Raw genomic sequence first — 22,537 nt, 5'->3', positions numbered from 1 at the left:
TCATGCACCACTGGAGTACCGCGCTCGCATGCGTCGCGGTCGCACTCGGGGTCGCCGGGTGCTCCGCACCGACGACAGTGCCCGCGCCGACAGTCGACTTCGGGCCGAACGGCGGCACGTCGGTCGGGATGCCCGGGATGTCGCCAATGCCGGGCATGGGCCCGATGCCCTCGGCCGCGACGCCCACGATGGAGGCCCCGCCGGTCGCCGGTACGGCGGTGAACATCACCAACTTCGCGTTCGCCCCTGCCACTCTCGCCGTCAAAGTCGGCGACACCGTGACGTGGACCAACAAGGACGAGGAGCCCCACAATGTCGTCGCCGAGGATGGCTCATTCCGCTCGCCGGGGATGGACGCCAATGCCACCTACAGTTTCACCTTCACCAAGGCGGGCAGCTTCGATTACCGCTGCGGGATCCACCCGTTCATGCGCGGCAGCGTGGTGGTGAACCCATGACCGGTGATCCGCAGCAGATGAGCCGCCGACAGCTGATGCGGCACGGTGCCTGGTTCGGCGCCGCGGTCGGCCTCGCTGTCGTCGGCGGCGAGGTGCTCTCCCATGTCGCCGCCGCCCCGGCCGCCACCCCGCTGAGGCCGACCCTGCGGTTCGCCCAGATCAGCGACAGTCACATCGGCTTCAACGGGACGGCGAACCCGGACGTCGTGGGGTCCTTCGAGCGGGCGATCAACCAGATCAACAACCTCGGCTACCGGCCCGATTTCGTCATCCACACCGGCGATCTCACGCATCTGGCCACCCCGGCACAGTTCGATCAGGTCAGCCAGATGATGGGCAGCCTCAACACTCCTCACGTCTTCACCGTGCCCGGCGAGCACGACTCGGTCGACGACGCCGGGCAGAAGTATCGGGCGGTGTTCGGGGCCGGCACCCGCGGGGAGGGCTGGTACAGCTTCGACATCGCAGGCGTTCACGTGATCGGACTGGTCAACACACTCAACCTCAAGAAGCTCGGGCACCTCGGCGCCGATCAGTTGGAGTTCATCGAGAAGGACGTCGCGTCACTGTCGTCGGACACCCCGATCATCGTCTTCAGCCACATCCCGCTGTTCGCGATGTACCCGGACTGGGGGTGGGGCACCGATGACGCCACCCAGGCACTGAGCTATCTGCGCCGATTCTCGTCGGTCACCTGCCTGAACGGCCATGTCCACCAGTTGTTTTCCAAGACCGAGGACAACGTCACGTTCTACAGCGGCACCACCACGGCCTACCCGCTGCCGCATCCCGGCGATGGGCCCGCACCCAAGCCGCTCACCCTGCCGGCCGGCCAACTGCACGACGCGCTCGGCATCCGCGAGGTCAGCTACACCAAGGGCCAGACCATGCTGGCACTGAAAGAGGAGACGCTGCAATGACACGGTTCGTCAACGTCGGTATCGCGGCAGGCTTGTTGGTCAGCGCCGCCAGCCACGGCTACCTGTACCTGCACGGTTATCGGTACATCCCGGCGATAGGCTCCGGATTCCTGTTCCTGACAGCCGTTTCCGTCGCCCTGGCGATTGTGATCGCGCTCGGCGGGCCCGGCTGGTTGCGCGTGGTTGCACTGCTGGTCTCCCTCGGCGCGCTGGGAGCCTTCGCGCTGTCGCGCACGGTCGGTGTCATGGGATTCATCGAACGGGGCTGGGAGGCGCCGCACGGTCCGATCAGCGTTCTCGCCGAGGCGATCACGGTGGCGCTGTGTGCGTGGTCGCTGCTCAGGCGCGGGTCAGTAGTACCTGCAGGGCATTTTCAGTAGTGCACTACTCAGGTGTCGCACGCCGCGCGCACCTACCGTTGCAAGATGCCACCCCATTGGACCCGGGCTGCTGCGGTGTTGCTGGCCGCCCTGTCGGCCGTCTCGGGATGTGTGCGTGAACACCCGCTGGCAACACCGAAGCACGAACCGCCGCCGTCGGTGATCGTCGACCAGCCCCCGGAACGGCGCGTTGTCGACAATCCGATAGTGACCACTGCCAAGCCGAGCGTGGTCGCAGTCAGGGGAGTGGCCTGCCACGAGCTGACGGGCGGTAGCGGCTTCGTGATCGGGCCGAATCGGGTGATATCCCTGGCGACGGCCGTTGCTGGAAGTGCTGTGGCGGGGGTGTACGCCGACGGCAGAAGCTACCGCGCTCGAGTGGTGGACTTCGATCCTCGAGCGAACGTTGCGATCCTGGACGTGCCGAACCTGGCCGTCGCGCCGCTGTCACTCGCCCCATCGCGAGCGAAAAAGGGCGCCGATGTATTGATATTGGGCTACCCGACCAGGTCCGGGCCCGAGGCGGTGGCCGCGAGCATCCGCCAGTTCGCCTTGGCGCGCGGTGAGGACATCTATCAGGGTGACGCGGTCACCCGTGAGGCCTACGAGGTCAACGGCGTGATGGACCCCCGCAGCGCGGGTGGCCCGCTCATCGACATGGACGGCCGGGTGCTCGGCATGGTGCTCGGCCGCGAGGTTCAACGGCTGGAGGTGGTCCTGGTGTTGAGTGCACGCGAGATCTCACGCCACCTGGTGAAGGCTGACAAAAGTGCGCTGACGGCGCCGACCGGACCCTGTATCGCCCCTCCTTCGGGACTGTGAGCGCCGACGACCTCAGCTCCGCGTCAGCAACACTGCGTTCTCAAACGGCAGCATTGTGAAGATCGCCCGCCAGAGGCCCGAAACATGATGGGCGGCTTCGGCTTTGGTCATCACCCGCGGATTGCTGACGGCAAAGGTCCGGCCATAGCGTTTGAGTCGGCCGCCGCCGGTGGCGGTGATGTTCTTCAACCAGTCCCGGTTCGGTCCGTAGGTCAGCAGGATGGCCACGCCCTCGTCGGTGGTGAACACCATCAGCGGGGTGCGGTAGTGCGCACCGGAGCGGCGGCCGACGTGTTCGAGGATGCCCATCGTCGGAACGAACCCCGCCCACAACCGCTGCACCGGGTTGGTGACGTGTCGGTTGAACCTGGCCAACCATTGCGGCAGATGCATCAGCCCATCAAACTCTCTAACCATGGCCTACCTCAAGCCTCCGTGGTTCACCGTCAAGGTGTTCAACAAGATCGCGATGGCCACCGGCGTCTCGGGCACCGAGACGCTGACGGTGACGGCCCGTGCCAGCGGGCAGGAGCAGCGGATCCCGGTGATCACCGTCGAGGTCGACGGCACCCGGTACCTGGTGTCGACCCGGGGTGAGTCGCAATGGGTGCGCAATGTGCGGGCCAACCCGGTGGTGACCTTGGACACCAAAGTGGGCTCGGCGCGGTTCACCGCCGCCGAAGTGCCCGTTGCCGAGCGTGGACCGGTCTTGGCGGCCTACCGCGTCAAGGCGGGAAAGACCGTCGACGGCTACTTCGCCAAGCTGCCGGAGCTCGCCGACCACCCGGTTTTCGGCCTCGAGCCGGTGTGACCCACACTCGTAGGCCGGACTCCTACACCCTGTAGTTGACCATCCCCGCCTGCCTGGGACACTGGTGGCCATGAACAGCACCGATCAGGCCGCCTCGACCGCGGCATCGGCCAGGCTGTTCGCCGACGCCTGCGCGGTCATCCCCGGGGGAGTGAATTCCCCGGTCCGGGCCTTCAACTCCGTCGGCGGAACGCCCCGCTACATCACCTCGGCCAACGGCTACTGGCTCACCGACGCCGACGGCAACCGCTTCATCGACCTGGTGTGCTCGTGGGGTCCGATGATCCTGGGCCACGCCCATCCCGCCGTCGTCGACGCGGTGCAACGCGCGGCCGCCGACGGCCTGTCGTTCGGCGCCCCCACCCCCGGCGAGACCGAGCTGGCCGCCGAGATCATCGCCCGGATGAAACCGGTCGAGCGAGTGCGGCTGGTGAACTCCGGCACCGAGGCGACCATGAGCGCGGTCCGCCTGGCCCGCGGATTCACCGGCCGCTCGAAGGTCATCAAGTTCTCCGGCTGCTACCACGGCCACGTCGACGCCCTGCTGGCCGACGCCGGTTCCGGGGTCGCGACCCTGGGCCTGCCGTCGTCTCCTGGGGTCACCGGCGCCACCGCCGCCGACACGATTGTCTTGCCCTACAACGACATCGCCGCCGTGGAGGAGTCTTTCGGCACGTTCGGCGACACCATCGCCGCGGTGATCACCGAGGCGTGCCCGGGCAACATGGGCGCCGTTCCGCCGCTGCCCGGCTACAACGCCGCGCTGCGCCGCATCACCGCCGAGCACGGTGCCCTGCTGATCGTCGACGAGGTGATGACCGGCTTCCGGATGAGCCGAAGTGGTTGGTACGGAATCGATCCCGTGGACGCCGACCTGTTCACCTTCGGCAAGGTGATGAGCGGCGGCCTGCCCGCCGCCGCGTTCGGCGGCCGCAAAGATGTGATGGAGCGCCTCGCCCCGCTGGGCCCGGTGTATCAAGCCGGCACCCTGTCGGGCAATCCGGTGGCGGTGGCCGCCGGGCTGGCCACCCTGCGCAACGCCGACGACGCGGTGTACGCCGCACTCGACGCCAACGCCGGCCGGCTCGCCGGTCTGCTCTCCGACGCGCTGACGCAAGCCGGTGTGGCCCATCAGGTTCCGCGGGCGGGCAACTTCCTTTCGGTGTTCTTCACCGACACCCCGGTCACCAACTTCGCCGAGGCGAAAGCCAGCCAGACGTGGCGGTTCCCGGCGTTCTTCCACGCCCTGCTCGACGCCGGCGTCTACGTACCACCGAGTGCCTTCGAAACCTGGTTCGTCTCAGCCGCGCTCGACGACGCCGCCTTCGATCGGATTGCCGGCGCCCTCCCGGCGGCGGCGCGGGCTGCCGCGGAGGCCAAGGAATGAGCGACCGCACGATCGTCCACGTCATGCGCCACGGCGAAGTGCACAACCCCGACGGCATCCTCTACGGCCGCCTGCCCGACTTCCACCTCTCCGAGCGCGGCCGCGCCCAGGCCGAGGCCGTCGCCAGCTGGCTGGCCAAGCGCGACATCGTCTACGTGGTGGCCTCTCCGCTGGAGCGGGCGCAGGAGACTGCCGCGCCGATCGCCGCCCACCACGGCCTGGCCGTCGACACCGACGACGAACTCATCGAGTCCCGGAACGTCTTTCAGGGCGAACGGGTCTCACCCGGCGACGGCGCGCTGCGCGATCCCCGCAACTGGTGGCACCTTCGCAACCCGCGGACACCGTCGTGGGGCGAGCCGTACCGCGAGATCGCCGCGCGGATGAAGGGCGCCGTGGAACGCGCGCGGATCGAGGGGGCCGGCCACGAGGCGATCTGCGTCAGCCACCAGCTGCCGGTCGAGACGCTGCGCCGCGCGATGACCGGTGCCAAGCTGCACCACTTTCCGACCCGGCGACTGTGCAACCTGGCATCGCTGACGTCGTTCTACTTCGACGGGGATGACTACATCGGCTGGGGATACGCGGAGCTAGCCGGACGGTGAAGCGGCTGTTGGTCCTCCTGATGGCGGCGACGGTGTTGGCCGGCTGCTCTACCGGTGACGACGCGGTCGCGCAGGGAGGCACCTTCGAGTTCGTCGCTCCGGGCGGCAAGACCGATATCTTCTACGACCCGCCGGCCAGCCGTGGCAGACCAGGACCACTGTCCGGGCCTGAATTGATGGACCCGTCGAAGACGCTGTCGCTGAAGGATTTCGACGGCAAGGTCGTCGTCATCAACGTGTGGGGCCAGTGGTGCGGGCCGTGCCGATCCGAGATCACCCAGCTGGAGCAGGTTTACGCCCAGACCCGCGAGCTGGGTGTGGCATTCCTCGGAATCGACGTGCGGGACAACGACATCACCGCCCCACAGGATTTCGTCACCGACCGCAAAGTCACGTTCCCGTCGATCTACGACCCGGCGATGCGCACCATGATCGCCTTCGGTGGCAAGTACCCCGCGACAGTGATCCCGTCGACCGTGGTGCTCGATCGGGAACACCGGGTGGCCGCAGTGTTCCTGCGTGAACTGCTGGCCGAGGATCTGCTACCGGTGGTGCAGCGTCTGGCCGCCGAGCCGAAACCGGCTGCACCATGACCGGTTTCGCGCAGACCGCCGCCGCGGGCCCGCTGCTGCTGGCCCTCGGGGTCTGCGTGCTGGCCGGGCTGGTGTCCTTCGCCTCACCGTGCGTGGTGCCCCTGGTGCCGGGCTACCTGTCGTATCTCGCGGCAGTCGTCGGAGTCGACGACCTCGACGCGCGCACCGGACAGGTGGCGGTCAAGGCGCAACGCTGGCGGGTGGCCGGCTCGGCGTTGCTGTTCGTGGCCGGCTTCACCGCGGTGTTCGTGCTGGGCACGGTGGCGGTACTCGGCATGACCACCACGCTGATCACCAATCAGCTGGTCTTGCAGCGGGTCGGCGGGGTGCTGACCATCGTTATGGGTCTGGCGTTCATCGGCTTCATCCCGGCTCTGCAGCGCCAGGCGCGGTTCACGCCGAAAAAGCTCGCCGGCGTGGCCGGTGCCCCGCTGCTGGGCGCGGTGTTCGGGCTGGGCTGGACACCCTGTCTCGGCCCGACGCTGACCGGCGTGATCGCCGTCGCGTCGGCCACCGACGGTGCCAGCGTGGCCCGTGGTGTCGCACTGGTGATCGCCTACTGCGTCGGCCTCGGCATCCCGTTCGTTCTGTTGGCACTCGGATCGGGTTGGGCGGTCAACGGATTCGGCTGGCTGCGCCGCCACACCAGGATCATCCAGATCGTCGGCGGCGTGCTGCTGATCGCCGTCGGGCTGGCGCTGGTCACCGGGGCCTGGAACGACTTCATCTCCTGGGTGCGCGACGCCTTCGTCTCCGACGTGAGGCTGCCGATTTGACCACCTCCCCGCCGCGAGCAGACGCGAAATCCCCTAAAAACGGTCGATTTTGGGGGGTTTCGCGTCTGCTCGGCAGGCAGGTCCGCACCCTGTGGCGGGCGCTGACCTCCATGGGCACCGCGCTGGTGCTGCTGTTCCTGCTGGCGCTGGCGGCCGTGCCCGGTGCACTTCTGCCGCAGCGCAGCCTCAACGAAGCCAAGGTGGCGGAGTACCTCGCCGAGCACACCGTCATCGGCCCGTGGCTGGACCGCCTCCAGTTCTTCGACGTGTTCTCCAGCTTCTGGTTCACGGCCATCTACGTGTTGCTGTTCATCTCGCTGGTGGGATGCTTGACGCCGCGGATGGTCGAGCACGCCAAAAGTCTTCGCGCAGTCCCCGTCCCGGCCCCGCGCAACCTGTCCCGGCTGCCCAAGTACGCCAGTGCCGAGATCGCCGGTACACCGCAACACGCCGCCGCCACGATCTCACAGCGCCTGAAGGGTTGGCGACGGGTCACCCGCGAAACCGACGGCGCCACCGAGATTTCCGCCGAGAAGGGCTACCTGCGGGAGTTCGGCAATATCGTCTTCCACTTCTCCCTGCTCGGCCTGCTGGTCGCGATCGCGGCCGGCAAGCTGTTCGGCTACGAGGGCAACGTCATCGTCGTCGCCAACGGCGGCCCGGGATTCTGCTCGGCGTCACCGGCCGCGTTCGACTCGTTCCGGGCCGGTAACAGTGTCGACGGCACTTCGCTGTATCCGATGTGCCTGCGGGTCAACGACTTCCAGGCTCATTATTTGCCGAGCGGGCAGGCCCTTTCGTTCGCGTCGAACATCGAGTACCAGGCCGGGCCGGATCTGGCCGACGGCACCTGGCGCCCCTACCGCCTCGAGGTCAACCATCCGCTGCGCATCGGCGGTGACCGGGTGTACCTGCAGGGTCACGGCTACGCCCCGACGTTCACCGTCACCTTCCCAGACGGCCAACAGCGCACCCAGACGCTGCAATGGCGCCCCGACGATCCACGCACGCTGCTGTCCTCGGGCGTGATCCGCGTCGACCCGCCCGGCGGCATGTATCCCGACGCCTCCGAGCGGCGCAAGCATCAACTGGCGATCATGGGCTTGTTCGCGCCCACCGCCGAGCTCGACGGCACCCTGCTCTCGTCGAGCTTTCCGGCGGCCAACGACCCCGCGGTCGCCATCGACATCTACCGCGGCGACACAGGCCTGGACACCGGCCGACCCCAGTCGCTGTTCAGCTTGGACCCGCGCCTGATCGAGCAGAAGCGGCTGACCAAGGTCAAGCGCACCAACCTGCGCCAGGGCGAAGCGGTCACGCTCGACGACGGCACCGTGGTGCGCTTCGACGGCGCCACCCCGTTCGTCAACCTGCAGGTCTCCCACGATCCGGGCCAGCTGTGGGTGCTGGTGTTCGCGATGTCCATGATGGGCGGGTTGCTGGTGTCGCTGATTGTGCGCCGCCGTCGGGTGTGGGCGAGGATTACCGGCGGGCAGGAGCGAAGCGACCCGGGGTTTGGGGTAGTCCCAGCTGACCCGCCCGGTACGGTAAACGTCGAGCTGGGCGGTTTGGCCCGCACCGACAACTCCGGGTGGGGCGGCGAGTTCGAGAAGCTCACCGAGCGGATGTTGGCGGACCCGCCGGAGCCGGCGCCGTCGAAGGAGAAGGTGTGAATACCGAGCACGTCGACATCGGACTGGCCCGTTACTCAGACTGGGCTTTCACCTCATCGATCATCGTTCTTGTCGGCGCGCTGCTCTTGCTGGCCGTCGAACTCGCCTACAGCCGCGGCCGCAAGGTCGAGGCCCGCGAGCTCGTCGCGGCGGGGGTGACCGCCAACAGTGACCGACCCGGTGTCGTCGTCGAAAAGCCGCGCGCGTCGGCCGACGAACGCATCGGCAAGGCCGGCCTGTCGCTGGTCTACGTCGGCATCGCGCTGTTGTTCGCCTGCATCGTGTTACGCGGGCTGGCCACCTCCCGGGTGCCGTGGGGCAACATGTACGAGTTCATCAACCTGACCAGTTTCTGCGGTCTGGTCGCGGCCGCGATCGTGCTGCGTAAACCGCAGTACCGCGCGCTGTGGGCGTTCGTGCTGCTGCCGGTGCTGATCCTGCTGGCCGTTTCTGGCAAGTGGCTGTACTCCAACGCCGCCCCGGTGATGCCCGCGCTGCAGTCCTATTGGCTGCCGATCCACGTGTCGGTGGTCAGCCTCGGCTCGGGTGTGTTCCTGGTCGGGGGCGTGGCCAGCATCTTGTTCCTGCTGAAGATGTCGCCGTTGGCCGCTCCGGAGCACGACGGCGCGCTCGCAAGGATCGTCCAGCGCCTGCCTGACGCACAGACACTGGACCGAATCGCATACCGCACAACGATTTTCGCGTTCCCGATTTTCGGTTTCGGTGTGATCTTCGGCGCGATTTGGGCCGAAGAGGCATGGGGCCGCTACTGGGGTTGGGACCCCAAGGAGACGGTCGCCTTCATCGCCTGGGTGGTGTACGCCGCGTATCTCCACGCCCGCTCGACCGCGGGTTGGCGGGACAAGAAAGCCGCTTGGATCAACGTCGTCGGCTTCGTCGCGATGGTCTTCAACCTGTTCTTCATCAACCTGGTGGTGACCGGACTGCACTCCTACGCCGGGGTGGGCTGACCCGACGTTGCGCTAGGGTCGGAAGGACACCCACGAAAACACCCAACCCGAAACGATATGTCAGGGGGAAGTGCCCGTGTCCAATCCTGCACCCCGTCGGGGTCACGAATTGACTGATGCGACAACGGTGTTCCGCACAGAGCAGCGGTTCACCGATCCTGCGGCGGCGACGCAGGAACCCGAACCGGACTGGCTGGCCTCGACGCCGCCCATCGGCATCCCGATGGATCCGTTGCTGGCTCCAGCTCCGCTGTTCAACCAGTATGTCGCTGAGCACCCGCCGTCGTACCGGCCCGAAGTGCCGCCGACGCCGTACCCGGACCTGTCGACCCGTGCGCTGCTGCGGCAGGTCAAGCCGCCGCCGTCGGGCGGCTGGCGTCGGTGGCTGTATGTGGCGTCGGGCAAGCTGATCAACCTCGGTGACGGCCCGCGCGCCGCCCGCCAGCACAACCTCACTGCGCAGGTGAACCGTCCGCTGCCGGGGTGCTACAAGATCGCCTTGCTGTCGCTGAAGGGCGGTGTCGGCAAGACGACGATCACGGCCACCTTGGGTGGCACGTTCGCGACGATCCGTGGGGATCGGGTGGTGGCGGTGGACGCCAACCCCGACCGGGGCACCCTGAGCCAGAAGGTGCCGCTGGAGACCCCGGCCACCGTCCGTCACCTGTTACGCGACGCCGACGGAATCGAGCGCTACAGCGACGTCCGCAGCTACACGTCGCAGGGTCCGAGCCGGCTCGAGGTGCTGGCGTCGGAAAATGATCCGACGGTCTCCGAGGCGTTCAGCGCCGACGACTACGACCGGGCGCTGGCAGTGCTGGAGCGCTATTACAGCCTGGTACTCACCGACTGCGGGCCCGGCCTGCTGCACTCGGCGATGGCCTCGGTGCTCGAGCACGCCGACACCCTGATCGTGGTCAGTTCTGGTTCGGTGGACGGTGCCCGTAGCGCGTCGGCGACGCTGGACTGGCTGGATGCGCACGGCCACGAGGACTTGGTGCGGCGGTCGGTGTGCGTGGTCAATGCGGTGCGGCCGGGCACCGGCAAGGTCGACCTGCAGAAGGTGGTCGACCACTTCTCCCGGCGCTGCCGCGCGGTGTGTGTCGTACCGTTCGACCCGCATCTCGAGGAGGGGGCGGAGGTCGAACTCGACCGGCTGAAGCCGAAGACTCGAGAGGCTCTCGTCCACCTGGCCGCGGTGGTGGCCGACGGATTCCCCGCCGCTGACACCAGCGAGCGGTTCGGCTAGCGCGGGTTGTTGTCTCCGTGGCTCAGCCGCCACAGGAAGTCCGGATCGTCGTCGGGGCCGACCACCCTGGTCTTCGTCCGGTTCGACTGGGCCCGGATCGCACGCCAGCCGACATAGACCGCGGCGGCGATGATCAGGACTAAGAGCAGGTACAGCACGTAAACCTCCTTTGTCCGAATATACGCGCGTCGGTAGGCTCGGCGCCGTGTCGGACAATTCGGACAACCAGATCTCAGGATCGGCCGCTCGCTTGGCGCGCGACGTCCTCATCTATACCGCCGCGCGGATCGCTTTGGTGGTCGCCCTCACCGCAGCGATCTACTACATCGCGCAGCTGATCGGGATCCGCGAATTCCCGCTCATCGTGGCTCTGTTGTTCGCGATCGTGATCGCCCTGCCGCTCGGAATCTGGGTTCTCGCCCCGTTGCGCAAGCGCGCCACCGCGAGCATCGCACTGGTCGACGAACGCCGCCGCCGCGACCGCGAACAGCTGCAGGCGCGGCTGCGCGGAAAAAAGCCGTCCGACTAGCCGAACACCAGGGCCGACGTCACCGCGACGGACCAGACCAGCATGGTCAGGCCGGTGTCGCGCAGCACCGGGATGAGCTCGCGGCCGCCGAGGCCGCGACGCACCGGGCCCGCCGCGCGCACCGCCAGCGGCGCCGCGACCAACCCGACCGCGCACCACGGTGTGGCGAGCATCAGGACCAACGTCAGCACGCCGGCCAGCCCGAGCAGGGACTGGTAGAACACCCGGGTGCGGCGGTCGCCGAGACGGACCGCCAGGGTCAGCTTTCCTGCCACCCGATCGGTCGGGATGTCGCGCAGATTGTTGGCGACCAGCACGGCCGACGACAGCGCACCCGTCGCGACGGCCAAGGCCAGGCCGACCCAGTCCACTCGCAGCGCCTGGGTGTACTGCGTGCCCAGGACGGCGACGAGCCCGAAGAACACGAACACGGCCACCTCGCCGAAGCCGGCGTAGCCGTAGGGCCGCGAGCCGCCGGTGTAGAGCCACGCGCCGGCGATACAGACCACGCCGACCGCGATCAGCCACGGGGCACTGACGATGGCCAGCGCCAGACCGGCGAGTGCTCCCACCGCAAGGCTGACGATCGCGGCAGTCAGCACCGCACGCGGGGTCGCCACTTTGGAGCCGACCAGGCGCAGCGGTCCCGCACGCTCGTCGTCGGTGCCGCGGATGCCATCGGAGTAGTCGTTGGCGAAGTTAACGCCGACGATGAGCGCGACCGAAACGGCAAGGGCCAGCAGGGCCTTCCACCACACGGCACCGTGCAACCACGCTGCCGCGCCGGTGCCCGCGATCACCGGCGCGATCGCGTTGGGCAGAGTTCTGGGCCTGGCCCCCTCGACCCATTGCGCGATGCTCGCCATGCCAGCAATCGTCCCACGCACCTCGGGCGGGTCTCGGGCGGCTGTCGCGGGGGTGGCGATTTCCCCCGCGTATTCGTTGGCCGAGCAGCGATCTGCGTGCCGACATCGTGGCGAACGGGTATTTGCTGACCGCACGGGGCGGTGGTGAACCGGGTGTAGCTGCCGGGTCTTGTCCGCACTTTTGCATTCATTAGCCAGGCGTGGTGTCTGTCCCGATCCGGGCCGCGCCGACCGCTGCTGAAAACACCTCAACGGGTGTACTCGCCTTTGCCCATCGCCTAGTTGATTCGATAGCCACGATCGGGTGACCGGCGACGCCGGAAGCATACGACGGCATGTCAGCAATGTGCGGATTCAGCAAACCATCGTGATCCGCATAACGGGTAGTAATAGTCGGGTGGTGACACGTTGTCGAAAGTGTTCAGTTAATAAAATAGTTCCCGATAACAAGTTTCATTCTGCCGTTGACTTGTTGCTACTCTAAAGTAATTTAGCGGGACGACATTGTTTGCCATCGGTGGGGTTTGACTGCCCTTACCTGCATGTCTCTGAACGGTGGCGATTGCGCGGCGCGGTGCGCCCCTGACGGACCCGTAAGCACTTCGGTGAATGCATACAATTCTCAGCTTTCACTCAGTTAGCGTTTGCCGCGTCCAAGTGATTGCCTTGACGGGAGTAAACATGCACATAGCTGTGCGTTCAACCGTTGCGACTGGCGTAGCGCTGGTCGGAGCCAGTGCCATCGCGTTGTCACCGATACAGCCAGTCGGTTCGGTCGCGTTGTCGTTGCCGGAAGTCAATGTCCCCGCTGCCGTTTCGAACGTCGCAGTCGAACTCGCCGCGCTGCCCAACCCCATCGCGCCGTGGGTGGATGTCTTCACCCAGGCCGTAACAAACGCGGGTGTCCTTGGCTCAGCGTGGCTCGCCGACCCCGCACCCGTCCTTCGTCAGACGGCGTCGAACTGGATCGGCTACGGCCAGATTGTCGCGACCGCGCTCGGGGATGGGGCAAAGGCGGCAATCGACTACTTCACGACGACGTTTCCGCAGGCTCTCCAGACCGCGTTCCAACAGCTTCGTGACGGGGAGCCGGCCGCGGCGGGTGCCACGCTGAGCGATGCGGTCCTGGGCATCGTCCTGAACGTCGGACTGCCGTTCTTCCCGGTTGTCGCTATCCCCGGACAGATCACCACCAACCTCAACGCGGCGGTGCAGGCAGCCACCGGTCTTGGGACACTGCTCAATCTGGTTCTCGGTGTCGTCGGGCCCATCGGTGGCGTGATCCGCGCGACGGGCGACACCGCGCAGGCATTCGTCGACGCCCTCAACGACAAGGACTACTCGGCGGCCGCCCAGGCGGTCTTCGACCTCGGGCCGAACCTCGCCACCGCGATCATCAACGGCTACACGACGACGGACGGGACGCTGTACCCGGGCCTTCTCACTCCGCCCGACAGCAGCGGCTTCAACCAGGGCATCATGTACTCGCTGCTGGTGACGATTCCGCAGACGATCGCCACCGCGATCGGCGCTCCGGCTCCCACCGGTGCCGCAAAGGTCGCCAAGCCCACCGCCGGCGCTGAGGCGGCCGCGGCGAAGTCGGGCACTGCCGGATCGGCGAGGACCACGGGTCCGCGAGCGACCGGCAAGAAGGCGACGAAGGCCGATCGCGCTGCCGCTGGTGCCAAGAAGTCCACGGGCGCCAAGACGTCGACCGGTGCCAAGAGTGCTCGACCGCACCGCGGTGGTAACGCAGCCTCGTAGGCCACTGGATGCATCACGACGATGCGGATGGCGGGTCCTCTGCCCAATGGGTGGCGGACCCGCTGCCGCGGCTTGAATGGCAACCGAACGCGGGCAACGGTTTTCGGTCCGCACACCAAAGGTACCTGAGCCTCGGGTTCGACGACCTCGAAGCGAGTGCGTGGCTGCATTTCGAGTCGGTGGCCCTGGCGCTGCAGTCGGTCGTCAACCGTGGTCTGCTGCAACAGCACAAGTTGAGCCTGGCCGACGTCCAGCTGTTGTCGCATCTGAAGAGCAGCGGTCCCAGCCAGATGGGCACCCTCGCCGACATGCTGATGGTGACCCCCAGCGCCTTGACCCAACAGATCCAACGCCTCGAGCGACGCCGGTTGGCCCGCCGGGAGACGAGCAGTGCTGACGGGAGGCGGGTGCTGGCGATGATCACCAGAGAGGGCGACAGGCTCATCGCGGCCGCGCTCGAAACCTATTCCCGGTTGGTGCGCGCCCACTTTCTGGATGAACTGAGCAGACGGCAGATGATCGCCCTCGGTGACGGGTGCCGGCGGATCAGCGTCAGATTGAAGGCGGCTGAAGTGGCGCCCGACGCGCCGGATAGCCAGCGCAATCGGGGATAGCCCACAATGGTCGAATGCTCGGAGTCATCGGCGGCAGCGGCTTCTATACCTTCTTCGGCTCCGACGCGCGCAGCCTGAACCTGGACACTCCCTATGGCGAGCCGAGCGGGCCGATCACTGTCGGTCGGGTAGGCCGGCACGAAGTAGCCTTCCTGCCGCGGCACGGCCTGAGCCACGAATTCTCGCCGCATACCGTGCCGTATCGGGCCAATATGTGGGCGCTCCGCGCCATTGGTGTCCGGCGGGTTTTCGGGCCGTGCGCGGTGGGCAGCCTCACGCCGGACCTGGGTCCCGGTGCGGTCGTCGTGCCCGATCAGTTGGTCGACAGAACCCGTGGCCGCGACGACACGTATTTCGACTCCGGCGGAATCCACGTCGGCTTTGCCGACCCGTACTGCCCGGCGCTGCGCGCGGCGGCCGTTGATCTGCCCGGGGTTGTCGACGGCGGCACCATGGTGGTGGTGCAGGGTCCGCGGTTCTCCACCCGTGCCGAGAGTCAGTGGTTCGCACGTGAGGGGTTCGCCCTGATCAACATGACCGGGTATCCCGAGGCGGTCTTGGCTCGTGAACTGGAAATGTGTTATGCCGCAATCGCATTGGTGACAGATCTGGATGCAGGCATCGATGTCGGCGCCGGCGTGCGCGCGGTCGATGTCTTCGCGGAGTTCGAGAAGAACATGGCGCCGTTCAAGAAGCTGGTACACGAAGCGATCGATCAGGTGCCCTCGGACCGCGTGTGTACGCATTGCCTTGCGCACGAGGGTGTCGAGTTGCCCTTCGACCTGCCGTGAAGGTGCTGCTGACCGGCGCTGCCGGGTTCATCGGAAGCCGCGTGCAGGCTGCCCTGCTGGCCGAGGGCCACGAGGTGGTCGCGGTCGACGTCATGCTCGACGCCGCCCACGGCCCCGGTGGCGTGTTGCCCGATGGCTGTCATCGGGTCGATGTGCGTGACGCGGATGCATTGGGGCGCTTGCTTTCCGGAGTCGATGCTGTTTGTCATCAGGCCGCGGTCGTCGGTGCGGGGGTCAACGCCGCCGACGCGCCGTCCTACGCATCGCACAACGACCACGGCACCGCCGTGCTGTTGGCGCAGATGTTCTCCGCCGGGGTACATCGGTTGGTGCTGGCGTCGTCGATGGTCGTGTACGGCCAGGGCGGATACCGGTGTCCGGTGCACGGCGCGGTCGATCCGGCGCCGCGCACCCGCTCCGATCTGGACGCCGGCCTGTTCGAGCACCGCTGCCCGGTCGGCGGGGAGGAACTGTCCTGGCAACTGGTCGGTGAGGATGCACCGCTGCGCCCGCGGAGTCTGTACGCCGCCAGCAAGGTCGCCCAGGAGCACTACGCGCTGGCGTGGTCCGAGTCGACTGGTGGCTCGGTCGTCGCGCTGCGTTATCACAACGTGTACGGCCCAGGTATGCCACGTGACACCCCGTACTCGGGAGTGGCCGCGATATTTCGGTCGTCACTCGAAAAAGGCGAACCACCAAGGGTTTACGAGGACGGCGGGCAGATGCGCGATTTCGTCCACGTCGACGACGTCGCGGCCGCCAATGTCGCGGCGATCGGTTCGGAGGAAGGCGGTTTCCTGGCCGCAAACGTCTGCTCGGGCCGGCCGATCTCGATCATGACGGTGGCCGCGCGGCTCAGCGAGGCCCGCGGCGGAGCCGCGCCGGTGGTCACGGGCCAATACCGCAGCGGCGACGTCCGCCACATCGTCGCCGACCCGGCTCGGGCTGAACGGATTCTTGGCTTCCGGTCCGCAATCGACCCGGATGACGGGTTGCGGGACTTCGCGTCCGCCCCACTGCGTGCGTGAGCCGCGCCACATTCCTAAATACGTTCGCCCCGTGTGTATTTGAATGTTGTGACGCCGATCCTCGGAACTGGTGACAATGGTCACCTTCCGGCGCCGGGGCCTGACCAAACTGCGCTTCGCCTGGCAGAATCTGGAATGGTTCCAATTTAGATATTCGAGGAAGTGGTGACAACCATGGCTCTATTGACGATCGGTGATCAGTTCCCGGACTACGACCTGAAGGCAGTGGTCGGCGGTGACTTGTCCAAGGTCGATGCCAAGCAGCCCGACGACTATTTCATCCAGGTGACGAGCTCGGACGCCCCGGGTAAATGGCGCATTGTCTTCTTCTGGCCCAAGGACTTCACGTTCGTGTGCCCGACTGAGATCGCTGCGTTCGGCAAGCTCAATGACGAGTTCTCCGACCGCGACGCGCAGGTTCTCGGGGTGTCGGTCGACAACGAGTTCGTGCACTTCCAGTGGCGGGCCCAGCACGAGGATCTCAAGAAGCTGCCGTTCCCGATGGTCTCGGATCTCAAGCGCGAGCTGTGTTTGGCGACGGGCGTGCTCAACGCCGACGGCGTTGCCGATCGCGCGACCTTCATCGTCGATCCCAACAACGAGATCCAGTTCGTATCCGTCACAGCAGGTTCGGTCGGCCGCAACGTCGAAGAGGTACTGCGGGTCCTCGATGCGTTGCAGTCCGACGAGCTGTGCGCCTGCAACTGGAAGAAAGGCGACCCGACGATCGACGCCGGCGAGCTTCTGGCCGAGGCGGTCTGACCGTGAGCATCGACGCCATCAAGGAGGCCTTGCCCGAGTACGCCAAGGATCTCAAGCTCAATCTGGGCAGTATCGCCCGCTCGACCGAGCTGACCGAACAGCAGTTGTGGGGCGCGCTGGTGGCCACTGCCGCGGCGACCAAATCCGAACGGCTGCTGCGCGAGGTCTCCGAGGACGCCCTGGACGTGTTGTCGGAGGAGGCCTATCACGCCGCCCTGGGTGCTGCCGCCGTCATGGGGATGAACAATGTGTTCTACCGCACCCGCCACCAGCTCGACGGTCGTTATGACGACCTGCGGGCTGGTCTGCGGATGAACATCATCGCCAATCCCGGTGTAGCCAAAGCAGATTTCGAGCTGTGGTCACTCGCGGTGTCGGCGATCAACGGATGCGATCAGTGTCTGGCCGCTCACGAAAAGGAGCTCCGGGACGCCGAGGTGTCGCGGACGGTGATCTTCGAGGCCATCCGGCTGGCGGCGATCGTGTCCGGGGTCGCGCAGGCGCTCGTCGCGACGGAGGCGCTGGCCACCGCCTGACCGGATCCAGGTGTTCGGCCCCTTCCCAACCCGGTGGTTGGTCGGGAAGGAGGCCGGGCGCATACTGGGCTGGTGAAGACCGAGATCTGCGACCAGTTCGGCATCGAGTTCCCCTTGTTCGCCTTCAGCCACTGCCGCGACGTCGTCGCTGCGGTGACCAACGCCGGCGGCTTCGGCGTGCTGGGCGGCACCGCATTCACCCCCGATCAGCTCGACCAGGAGCTCAGCTGGATCGACGAGCAGGTGAAGGGCAAGCCTTACGGTGTCGACATCATCGTGCCGGCGAAGTTCGAGGGCAAGGGTGAGAACCTGTCGTTCGGTCAGCTCGCCGAGCGCATCCCGGACGACTTCCGCGGTTTCATCGACGAGCTGCTGGCCGCACACGATATCGACATCAGCGACCAACCGCGGGTGGCCGCGTCGTCGCTGAGCGGGGACACCGGCGCGAGCCTGCTCGAAGTCGCGCTCGATCATCCGATCAAGTTGATGGCCAACGCACTTGGTGTTCCGCCCGACTACATGATCGAGGCCGGCAAGCAGACCGGCATTCCGGTTGCCGCCCTCGTCGGCGCCAAGGAACACGCCATCAAACAGGTCAACGCGGGTGTGGACCTGATCGTCGCGCAGGGCACCGAGGCCGGCGGGCACTGTGGTGAGGTGACGACGCTGGTACTCATTCCCGAGGTGATCGAGGCGATCAAACCGATTCGCGAAGTACCCGTGCTGGCGGCAGGCGGGATCGTGACCGGTCGGCAGATGGCCGCATCGGTGGCGCTCGGTGCCGCCGGCGCGTGGACGGGATCGGTGTGGCTGACCACCGAGGAGGCCGAGACCGCTCCGCACACCGTGCAGAAGTTCTTGGCCGCGACGTCGCGCGATACCGTCCGGTCGGCGGGACGCACCGGAAAGCCGTCACGGCAACTGGTTTCGGATTGGACCGATGCGTGGGCGCCCCATGAGGGCGGTCGGCAGCCGCTTCCGTTGCCTTTGCAGTCCATGATCGCCGAACCGGTCCTGCGCCGGATCGACAAGCTGGCCGAGGGCGGTCATCCCGGGGCGCAGGCGCTGGCGACCTACTTCGTCGGCCAGGGCGTGGGCATGATGAACAAGGTCAAGCCCGCCCGTGAAGTGGTCTTGGAGTTCATCGAGGACTACCTCGCCGCTGCCGAGCGGTTGAGCCGCTCGCTCGACTGATCTACAGCCCCTTGGGGGCGTCCTGCACGGCCTTGACCGCCGCGGCATCACCGCTGAAGTCGACCTGGGCCAGCCGCCCGGTAGCGAACAGCAGCAATTCCTGGGGGGCACCGGTCACCGTCACGGCCGGGCCGCGCCCGGCGACCAGTAACGTCTCGCCGTCGGGTGTGCGCAACTGCACCCGGGCGGGCATCTTCGCCAGGGTGAGCCGGCCCATCATGCCGAGGGTGCGGCGAAGCCTGCCGGCCAGGTCGGCGTCCAGCGTCCGTGGTTCCCAGTTCGGCTGGGCCCGGCGAATGTCCTCGTGGTGGATGAACATCTCGGCAACATTGGCCACCGAATCGACAAGCTTGAGCGGCGAATAGAGCGGTGGCCCCGCCGCCACCTTGTCCACCAGAACGTCCCAGTCGGTGTGTTCGGCCACGTCGTCCTGGACACGCGCGGTGTGCCCGGCGAAGCGGGGGATGAGGATGCCCGGTGCGGCGTCCACCCGATACTCGCGAACCATCAAGTGCGCGGCCAGATCTCGGGCATCCCAGCCGGCGCACAGAGTCGGTGCGTCGGGCCCGACTTCACGCAGGGCGGCGATCAGGGCAGCGCGTTCGCGTTGGGCCACCGACATGTCAATCTCCCTTCAGACACCACCAACTCGGTCGAGGCTACCGATGATCAATCCGAGTGCGGCAGCCGGACCTCGAACCGTGCGCCATGTTCGGTGTTGTGCGCCGACAGTGTGCCCCGGTGGGCCTGCACCAAACCCGCCGCGATCGCCAATCCCAGCCCTGACCCGCTCGGGAGCGACGAATCCTCGCGCGGAACACGACTATTCGAGCCACGGTAGGCCACGTCGAAGACCCGCGGCAGGTCGGCCTCGTCGATCCCGACCCCGGTATCGTCCACCCGCGCCCACGCTGCCTCGGCATCCGTCCCGAGCGCCAGTGTCACCGTCCCGCCCGACGGTGTATGCGCGATCGCGTTGGCCACCAGATTGGACAGCACCCGTACCAGGGCGCGGTCACTGCCCATCACCCGAACAGGTTCGGCAGGCACTGATGCGGCCAAGTTCACGCCGGCGCGTTCGGCGGCGATCCTGTGCGCGGCAATCACATCATCGACCACCTCGTCGAGCGCCACCTTCTCGTAAGGGGCTTGTACTGCACCGGCGTTGATCTTCGACATCTCGAACAGGTCATCGACCATCTCGGAGAGCCGGATCGATTCGTGCTCGATGTTCTTGGCCTGCACCCGCACTTCGCCGTTGACGACCACCCCGTCCGCGATGGCCTCGGCGAGTGCCCGGATCCCGGCCAGCGGGGTGCGCAGGTCATGGCTGACGAATGCCACCAGCTGCCGCCGGGACTGTTCGGCCATCCGCTCGGAGTCGCGAATCTCTTTTTCCCACACTGTTCTCCGGGCCTGGTAGCGGGATAGCATCACCGCCGCGGGAACTGTCACGATCGCCACGATGAACAGCACGACGGCAATTGAGGCGAACGTGCTGGTGATCATGAACCCACTGGCACCCAGTACCCCGGTCAGTGTCGCCAGCGTCGGGATCAGCACCAGCACCGCCATCGTGACCGTCATCGACCATGACCGGGCCAGCCGGATCACCAACGCGCCGAGCAGAACAACGGGCAGGGAACAGGCCAGTGCGAGCATCGCCATCCGGGCGAGGTCATTCGGCGGCATGATCACCCCGACGGTCGTCTCCGAGCCACAGATACCCACGTCCCCAGACGGTTTGCAGGCGGTGGTGCTCACCAAGTTTGGACCTTAACCGCTTGACGTGCACGGTGACCGTCGACAAGTCGCCGAATTCCCAGCGCCACACCAACTGCAGCAGGTCTTCGCGAGAGAACACCGTGTCGGGATGTGTCAGGAAGAAGATCAGCAGATCGAATTCGCGGTTGGTCAATCCCACCGGTCTGCCCGCGGCGTACACGGTCCGCGCTGCGGTTGCCACCAACAGATCACCCATCGAGATCTCCAGCGGCAGCGCCGCTGCCGGTGAGGGCGCTCGCCTCAACACCGAACGAACCCGCAGCGCCAGCTCGCGCGGGCTGAACGGTTTGGTCAGATAGTCGTCGGCGCCGGCCTCCAGACCGGCGATACGGTCGTCCTCCTCGCCGAGCGCGGTCAGCAGGATCACCGACACGCTGTAATCGCCGCCCTTGCGCAGGCTTCGGCACAAGGCCAGGCCGTCCGGCCCGGGCATCATGACGTCCAGAACGGCCAGGTCGATTCGCTCGGTGCCCAGCACTCGCAGTGCTTCGGCGCCGTCGCCGGCAACCCGGACCTCCAGGCCGTCCCGCTCGAGGTAGCGGCGCACCACGTCACGCACGACGGTGTCGTCGTCGGCGATCAGGACCCTGGCCGTCATAGCTCAACACCGTATCCAACAGGGGCCGTCACCAGCGTCGATGTCATTGTTTTGTCACGCGCTGGAGCGCGCCCGGGCAGCTAGGTTGGGCGTTATGCCCGAGTGTGCGGTCACCGTGGTGCTGCCATGCCTGAACGAAGCGGAGTCTCTGCCCGCCGTGCTCGCCGCCATTCCGACTGGCTATCAGGCCCTGGTCGTTGACAACAACAGCACCGACGGCACCGCCGAGGTCGCTCGCCGGCACGGTGCCGAGGTGGTCAGCGAGAGCCGGCCCGGCTACGGATCGGCGGTGCACGCCGGCGTGGTCGCCGCCCGAGCGCCTGTCGTCGCGGTGCTCGACGGTGATGGTTCGCTGGATCCGGCCGACTTGCCGCGTCTGATCGCCGAACTGGAGCGCGGCGCCGATATGGTGACCGGCCGCCGCCGACCCGTCCGGGGCCTGAAATGGCCCTGGCATGCACGGTTGGGAACAGCAGCTGTCTGCTGGCGACTACGCCGCCGGCACGGGCTGGCCGTGCACGACATCGCGCCGATGCGGGTGGCCAACCGTGAGGCGTTGCTGACGCTCGGTGTCGCCGACCGGCGTTCGGGGTATCCGCTCGAATTACTGGTCCGTGCTGCGGCTGCAGGATGGCGCGTGGTGGAGGTCGACGTCGAGTACGGCCCGCGGACCGGGGGGAGGTCGAAGGTGAGCGGCTCGCTGCGAGGAAGCGTCACCGCTGCCGTCGACTTCTGGAAGGTGATTTCGTGACACCGCCGGCCGGCTCGATCCCGGTGACTGTGCTGGTGGTCGCCAAGGCGCCGGTTCCCGGACTCGCCAAGACCCGACTTGCGGCGACGTTGGGAGAACAGGTCGCCGCCGATATCGCTGCCGCGGCCTTGCTGGACACTCTCGATGCGGTGGCGCAGACCCCGGTCGCCCACCGTGTCGTCGCGATGACCGGCGACCTCGACCAGGCCAGCTGCGCCCGCCGAATCCGAGATGCGCTGGCCGAATTCACCGTGATCGACCAGCGCGGCGACGGGTTCGCCGAGCGCTTGGCCAATGCGCATGCCGACGCCGCTGCTGTCACGTCGTCCCAACCGGTGCTGCAGATCGGGATGGACACCCCACAAGTGCGCCCGGATCTGCTCGCCGATTGCGCTCGCACGCTGCTGGATGTGCCGGCCCTGCTCGGGATGGCCCGCGATGGTGGCTGGTGGGTGCTCGGGGTTGCCGACCCGCTGACTGCCGAATGTCTGCGCGATGTGCCGATGTCGCAGCCTGACACCGGTGCTGTAACGCTTGCCGCGTTGAAGCACACAGGCGTATCCGTGCACCTTGTCGAAGAACTCCACGACGTCGACACCGTCGGCGACATTTCACCGGTCCGCGCGGCCTGCCTCTCATCGAGCCGGTTCGCCCAAGTCACCCAAGGGTTTTGA

General features: G+C 66.9%; 28 protein-coding genes. 22 read left to right on the top strand and 6 right to left on the bottom strand.

Annotated elements, in window-relative coordinates; translation table 11 throughout:
• Window positions 1-2 precede the first annotated feature (2 nt).
• Genes HPC46_RS00390 through HPC46_RS00375 form a run of 4 tightly spaced genes read left to right on the top strand, consistent with a single transcriptional unit; the run spans window position 3 to window position 2,580 of the window.
• A complete protein-coding gene (locus HPC46_RS00390; protein ID WP_179466239.1) occupies window positions 3-458 on the top strand; it encodes a cupredoxin domain-containing protein in 456 nt (151 codons plus the stop codon).
• On the top strand, window positions 455-1,378 hold the full coding sequence (locus HPC46_RS00385; protein ID WP_179466238.1) for a metallophosphoesterase family protein: 924 nt from the start codon (window positions 455-457) through the stop codon (window positions 1,376-1,378). The genes HPC46_RS00390 and HPC46_RS00385 overlap by 4 nt, the downstream gene beginning before the upstream one ends.
• On the top strand, window positions 1,375-1,758 hold the full coding sequence (locus HPC46_RS00380; protein ID WP_179466237.1) for a hypothetical protein: 384 nt from the start codon (window positions 1,375-1,377) through the stop codon (window positions 1,756-1,758). Before HPC46_RS00385 ends, HPC46_RS00380 begins: the two co-directional genes overlap by 4 nt.
• Before the next feature lie 45 nt (window positions 1,759-1,803).
• Complete coding sequence (locus HPC46_RS00375; protein ID WP_179466236.1) at window positions 1,804-2,580, top strand: trypsin-like peptidase domain-containing protein; 777 nt, start codon at window positions 1,804-1,806, stop codon at window positions 2,578-2,580.
• A 12-nt stretch (window positions 2,581-2,592) separates the two neighbouring features.
• Here the strand turns inward: HPC46_RS00375 and HPC46_RS00370 are convergent, their stop codons facing one another.
• Window positions 2,593-2,973 carry a nitroreductase family deazaflavin-dependent oxidoreductase gene (locus HPC46_RS00370; RefSeq protein WP_179466235.1) on the bottom strand — a complete coding sequence of 127 codons (381 nt, stop codon included), beginning with the start codon at window positions 2,971-2,973 and terminating at the stop codon, window positions 2,593-2,595.
• 22 nt (window positions 2,974-2,995) lie between these two features.
• Here HPC46_RS00370 and HPC46_RS00365 point away from each other — a divergent pair, with 22 nt between their 5' ends.
• The 8 genes from HPC46_RS00365 (at window position 2,996) to HPC46_RS00330 (ending at window position 10,645) form a co-directional block, all read left to right on the top strand.
• The gene (locus HPC46_RS00365; protein WP_179466234.1) at window positions 2,996-3,391 is read left to right on the top strand and encodes a nitroreductase/quinone reductase family protein; all 396 of its coding nucleotides are present in this window, start codon (window positions 2,996-2,998) and stop codon (window positions 3,389-3,391) included.
• A 70-nt stretch (window positions 3,392-3,461) separates the two neighbouring features.
• On the top strand, window positions 3,462-4,778 hold the full coding sequence (gene hemL, locus HPC46_RS00360) for a glutamate-1-semialdehyde 2,1-aminomutase (protein ID WP_179466233.1): 1,317 nt from the start codon (window positions 3,462-3,464) through the stop codon (window positions 4,776-4,778).
• Window positions 4,775-5,383 (top strand): histidine phosphatase family protein, encoded by a 609-nt coding sequence (locus HPC46_RS00355; RefSeq protein ID WP_179466232.1) that lies wholly within the window; start codon window positions 4,775-4,777, stop codon window positions 5,381-5,383. Before hemL ends, HPC46_RS00355 begins: the two co-directional genes overlap by 4 nt.
• Window positions 5,380-5,976 carry a TlpA disulfide reductase family protein gene (locus HPC46_RS00350; protein WP_179466231.1) on the top strand — a complete coding sequence of 199 codons (597 nt, stop codon included), beginning with the start codon at window positions 5,380-5,382 and terminating at the stop codon, window positions 5,974-5,976. Before HPC46_RS00355 ends, HPC46_RS00350 begins: the two co-directional genes overlap by 4 nt.
• Complete coding sequence (locus HPC46_RS00345; RefSeq protein WP_179466230.1) at window positions 5,973-6,752, top strand: cytochrome c biogenesis CcdA family protein; 780 nt, start codon at window positions 5,973-5,975, stop codon at window positions 6,750-6,752. The genes HPC46_RS00350 and HPC46_RS00345 overlap by 4 nt, the downstream gene beginning before the upstream one ends.
• Window positions 6,749-8,425 carry a cytochrome c biogenesis protein ResB gene (gene resB, locus HPC46_RS00340; RefSeq protein ID WP_179466229.1) on the top strand — a complete coding sequence of 559 codons (1,677 nt, stop codon included), beginning with the start codon at window positions 6,749-6,751 and terminating at the stop codon, window positions 8,423-8,425. Before HPC46_RS00345 ends, resB begins: the two co-directional genes overlap by 4 nt.
• Entirely contained in the window at window positions 8,422-9,396 is a 975-nt protein-coding gene (gene ccsB / locus HPC46_RS00335; protein WP_179466228.1) for a c-type cytochrome biogenesis protein CcsB, read from the top strand. Before resB ends, ccsB begins: the two co-directional genes overlap by 4 nt.
• Window positions 9,397-9,505: 109 nt before the next feature.
• Window positions 9,506-10,645, top strand: a complete 1,140-nt coding sequence (locus tag HPC46_RS00330; RefSeq protein WP_179466227.1) for a MinD/ParA family ATP-binding protein — start codon at window positions 9,506-9,508, stop codon at window positions 10,643-10,645.
• Here the strand turns inward: HPC46_RS00330 and HPC46_RS00325 are convergent.
• On the bottom strand, window positions 10,642-10,803 hold the full coding sequence (locus HPC46_RS00325) for a hypothetical protein (RefSeq protein ID WP_108053062.1): 162 nt from the start codon (window positions 10,801-10,803) through the stop codon (window positions 10,642-10,644). The two genes, HPC46_RS00330 and HPC46_RS00325, sit on opposite strands and share 4 nt — an antisense overlap.
• Window positions 10,804-10,850: 47 nt before the next feature.
• On the opposite strand from HPC46_RS00325, the gene HPC46_RS00320 reads away from it, so the two are divergent.
• Complete coding sequence (locus tag HPC46_RS00320) at window positions 10,851-11,174, top strand: DUF4229 domain-containing protein (RefSeq protein WP_179466226.1); 324 nt, start codon at window positions 10,851-10,853, stop codon at window positions 11,172-11,174.
• On the opposite strand, the gene HPC46_RS00315 is transcribed toward HPC46_RS00320, so the two are convergent.
• Window positions 11,171-12,040 carry a 1,4-dihydroxy-2-naphthoate polyprenyltransferase gene (locus HPC46_RS00315; protein WP_179466225.1) on the bottom strand — a complete coding sequence of 290 codons (870 nt, stop codon included), beginning with the start codon at window positions 12,038-12,040 and terminating at the stop codon, window positions 11,171-11,173. The two genes, HPC46_RS00320 and HPC46_RS00315, sit on opposite strands and share 4 nt — an antisense overlap.
• Before the next feature lie 693 nt (window positions 12,041-12,733).
• Here HPC46_RS00315 and HPC46_RS00310 point away from each other — a divergent pair.
• The 7 genes from HPC46_RS00310 to HPC46_RS00280 all read left to right on the top strand — a co-directional run bounded on the left by HPC46_RS00310 (window position 12,734) and on the right by HPC46_RS00280 (window position 18,729).
• Entirely contained in the window at window positions 12,734-13,804 is a 1,071-nt protein-coding gene (locus HPC46_RS00310) for a hypothetical protein (RefSeq protein WP_179466224.1), read from the top strand.
• Window positions 13,805-13,812: 8 nt separating this feature from the next.
• A complete protein-coding gene (locus tag HPC46_RS00305) occupies window positions 13,813-14,418 on the top strand; it encodes a MarR family winged helix-turn-helix transcriptional regulator (RefSeq protein ID WP_179466223.1) in 606 nt (201 codons plus the stop codon).
• Window positions 14,419-14,432: 14 nt separating this feature from the next.
• Window positions 14,433-15,209 carry an S-methyl-5'-thioadenosine phosphorylase gene (locus HPC46_RS00300; RefSeq protein ID WP_179466222.1) on the top strand — a complete coding sequence of 259 codons (777 nt, stop codon included), beginning with the start codon at window positions 14,433-14,435 and terminating at the stop codon, window positions 15,207-15,209.
• Complete coding sequence (locus tag HPC46_RS00295) at window positions 15,206-16,237, top strand: NAD-dependent epimerase/dehydratase family protein (protein ID WP_179466221.1); 1,032 nt, start codon at window positions 15,206-15,208, stop codon at window positions 16,235-16,237. Before HPC46_RS00300 ends, HPC46_RS00295 begins: the two co-directional genes overlap by 4 nt.
• A 174-nt stretch (window positions 16,238-16,411) precedes the next feature.
• Window positions 16,412-16,999 (top strand): peroxiredoxin, encoded by a 588-nt coding sequence (locus HPC46_RS00290; RefSeq protein ID WP_179466220.1) that lies wholly within the window; start codon window positions 16,412-16,414, stop codon window positions 16,997-16,999.
• Between the two features lie 2 nt (window positions 17,000-17,001).
• Window positions 17,002-17,535: an alkyl hydroperoxide reductase AhpD gene (gene ahpD / locus HPC46_RS00285; protein WP_179466219.1), complete on the top strand. Its 534-nt coding sequence runs from the start codon at window positions 17,002-17,004 to the stop codon at window positions 17,533-17,535.
• 72 nt (window positions 17,536-17,607) lie between these two features.
• Window positions 17,608-18,729, top strand: a complete 1,122-nt coding sequence (locus HPC46_RS00280; protein ID WP_179466218.1) for an NAD(P)H-dependent flavin oxidoreductase — start codon at window positions 17,608-17,610, stop codon at window positions 18,727-18,729.
• A 1-nt stretch (window position 18,730) separates the two neighbouring features.
• Here the strand turns inward: HPC46_RS00280 and HPC46_RS00275 are convergent, their stop codons facing one another.
• Genes HPC46_RS00275 through HPC46_RS00265 form a run of 3 tightly spaced genes read right to left on the bottom strand, consistent with a single transcriptional unit; the run spans window position 18,731 to window position 21,112 of the window.
• Window positions 18,731-19,351 carry a TIGR03085 family metal-binding protein gene (locus tag HPC46_RS00275; RefSeq protein WP_179466217.1) on the bottom strand — a complete coding sequence of 207 codons (621 nt, stop codon included), beginning with the start codon at window positions 19,349-19,351 and terminating at the stop codon, window positions 18,731-18,733.
• A gap of 47 nt (window positions 19,352-19,398) precedes the next feature.
• Window positions 19,399-20,421, bottom strand: a complete 1,023-nt coding sequence (locus HPC46_RS00270) for a sensor histidine kinase (RefSeq protein WP_179466513.1) — start codon at window positions 20,419-20,421, stop codon at window positions 19,399-19,401.
• On the bottom strand, window positions 20,408-21,112 hold the full coding sequence (locus HPC46_RS00265) for a response regulator transcription factor (protein ID WP_179466216.1): 705 nt from the start codon (window positions 21,110-21,112) through the stop codon (window positions 20,408-20,410). The genes HPC46_RS00270 and HPC46_RS00265 overlap by 14 nt, the downstream gene beginning before the upstream one ends.
• Window positions 21,113-21,206: 94 nt before the next feature.
• Here HPC46_RS00265 and HPC46_RS00260 point away from each other — a divergent pair, with 94 nt between their 5' ends.
• Complete coding sequence (locus tag HPC46_RS00260; RefSeq protein WP_179466215.1) at window positions 21,207-21,863, top strand: glycosyltransferase family 2 protein; 657 nt, start codon at window positions 21,207-21,209, stop codon at window positions 21,861-21,863.
• Window positions 21,860-22,537: a TIGR04282 family arsenosugar biosynthesis glycosyltransferase gene (locus tag HPC46_RS00255; protein ID WP_179466214.1), complete on the top strand. Its 678-nt coding sequence runs from the start codon at window positions 21,860-21,862 to the stop codon at window positions 22,535-22,537. The genes HPC46_RS00260 and HPC46_RS00255 overlap by 4 nt, the downstream gene beginning before the upstream one ends.

This window comes from Mycolicibacterium vinylchloridicum (assembly GCF_013404075.1).
Taxonomy (GTDB): domain Bacteria; phylum Actinomycetota; class Actinomycetes; order Mycobacteriales; family Mycobacteriaceae; genus Mycobacterium; species Mycobacterium vinylchloridicum.
Note: the sequence above shows the minus strand (reverse complement) of the source record. Positions and strands in the feature narration are given on the sequence as shown.

Excerpts from the sequence above, each read along its gene's own strand:
- HPC46_RS00385 (WP_179466238.1), top strand. The coding sequence starts at position 455 with ATGACCGGTGATCCGCAGCAGATGAGCCGCCGACAGCTGATGCGGCAC.
- HPC46_RS00355 (WP_179466232.1), top strand. The coding sequence starts at position 4,775 with ATGAGCGACCGCACGATCGTCCACGTCATGCGCCACGGCGAAGTGCAC.
- HPC46_RS00305 (WP_179466223.1), top strand. The coding sequence starts at position 13,813 with ATGCATCACGACGATGCGGATGGCGGGTCCTCTGCCCAATGGGTGGCG.
- HPC46_RS00345 (WP_179466230.1), top strand. The coding sequence starts at position 5,973 with ATGACCGGTTTCGCGCAGACCGCCGCCGCGGGCCCGCTGCTGCTGGCC.
- HPC46_RS00290 (WP_179466220.1), top strand. The coding sequence starts at position 16,412 with ATGGCTCTATTGACGATCGGTGATCAGTTCCCGGACTACGACCTGAAG.
- HPC46_RS00300 (WP_179466222.1), top strand. The coding sequence starts at position 14,433 with ATGCTCGGAGTCATCGGCGGCAGCGGCTTCTATACCTTCTTCGGCTCC.
- HPC46_RS00315 (WP_179466225.1), bottom strand. The coding sequence starts at position 12,040 with ATGGCGAGCATCGCGCAATGGGTCGAGGGGGCCAGGCCCAGAACTCTG.
- HPC46_RS00260 (WP_179466215.1), top strand. The coding sequence starts at position 21,207 with ATGCCCGAGTGTGCGGTCACCGTGGTGCTGCCATGCCTGAACGAAGCG.
- HPC46_RS00275 (WP_179466217.1), bottom strand. The coding sequence starts at position 19,351 with ATGTCGGTGGCCCAACGCGAACGCGCTGCCCTGATCGCCGCCCTGCGT.
- HPC46_RS00380 (WP_179466237.1), top strand. The coding sequence starts at position 1,375 with ATGACACGGTTCGTCAACGTCGGTATCGCGGCAGGCTTGTTGGTCAGC.
- HPC46_RS00365 (WP_179466234.1), top strand. The coding sequence starts at position 2,996 with ATGGCCTACCTCAAGCCTCCGTGGTTCACCGTCAAGGTGTTCAACAAG.
- HPC46_RS00265 (WP_179466216.1), bottom strand. The coding sequence starts at position 21,112 with ATGACGGCCAGGGTCCTGATCGCCGACGACGACACCGTCGTGCGTGAC.
- hemL (WP_179466233.1), top strand. The coding sequence starts at position 3,462 with ATGAACAGCACCGATCAGGCCGCCTCGACCGCGGCATCGGCCAGGCTG.
- HPC46_RS00390 (WP_179466239.1), top strand. The coding sequence starts at position 3 with ATGCACCACTGGAGTACCGCGCTCGCATGCGTCGCGGTCGCACTCGGG.
- HPC46_RS00270 (WP_179466513.1), bottom strand. The coding sequence starts at position 20,421 with ATGCCGCCGAATGACCTCGCCCGGATGGCGATGCTCGCACTGGCCTGT.
- HPC46_RS00375 (WP_179466236.1), top strand. The coding sequence starts at position 1,804 with ATGCCACCCCATTGGACCCGGGCTGCTGCGGTGTTGCTGGCCGCCCTG.
- HPC46_RS00370 (WP_179466235.1), bottom strand. The coding sequence starts at position 2,973 with ATGCATCTGCCGCAATGGTTGGCCAGGTTCAACCGACACGTCACCAAC.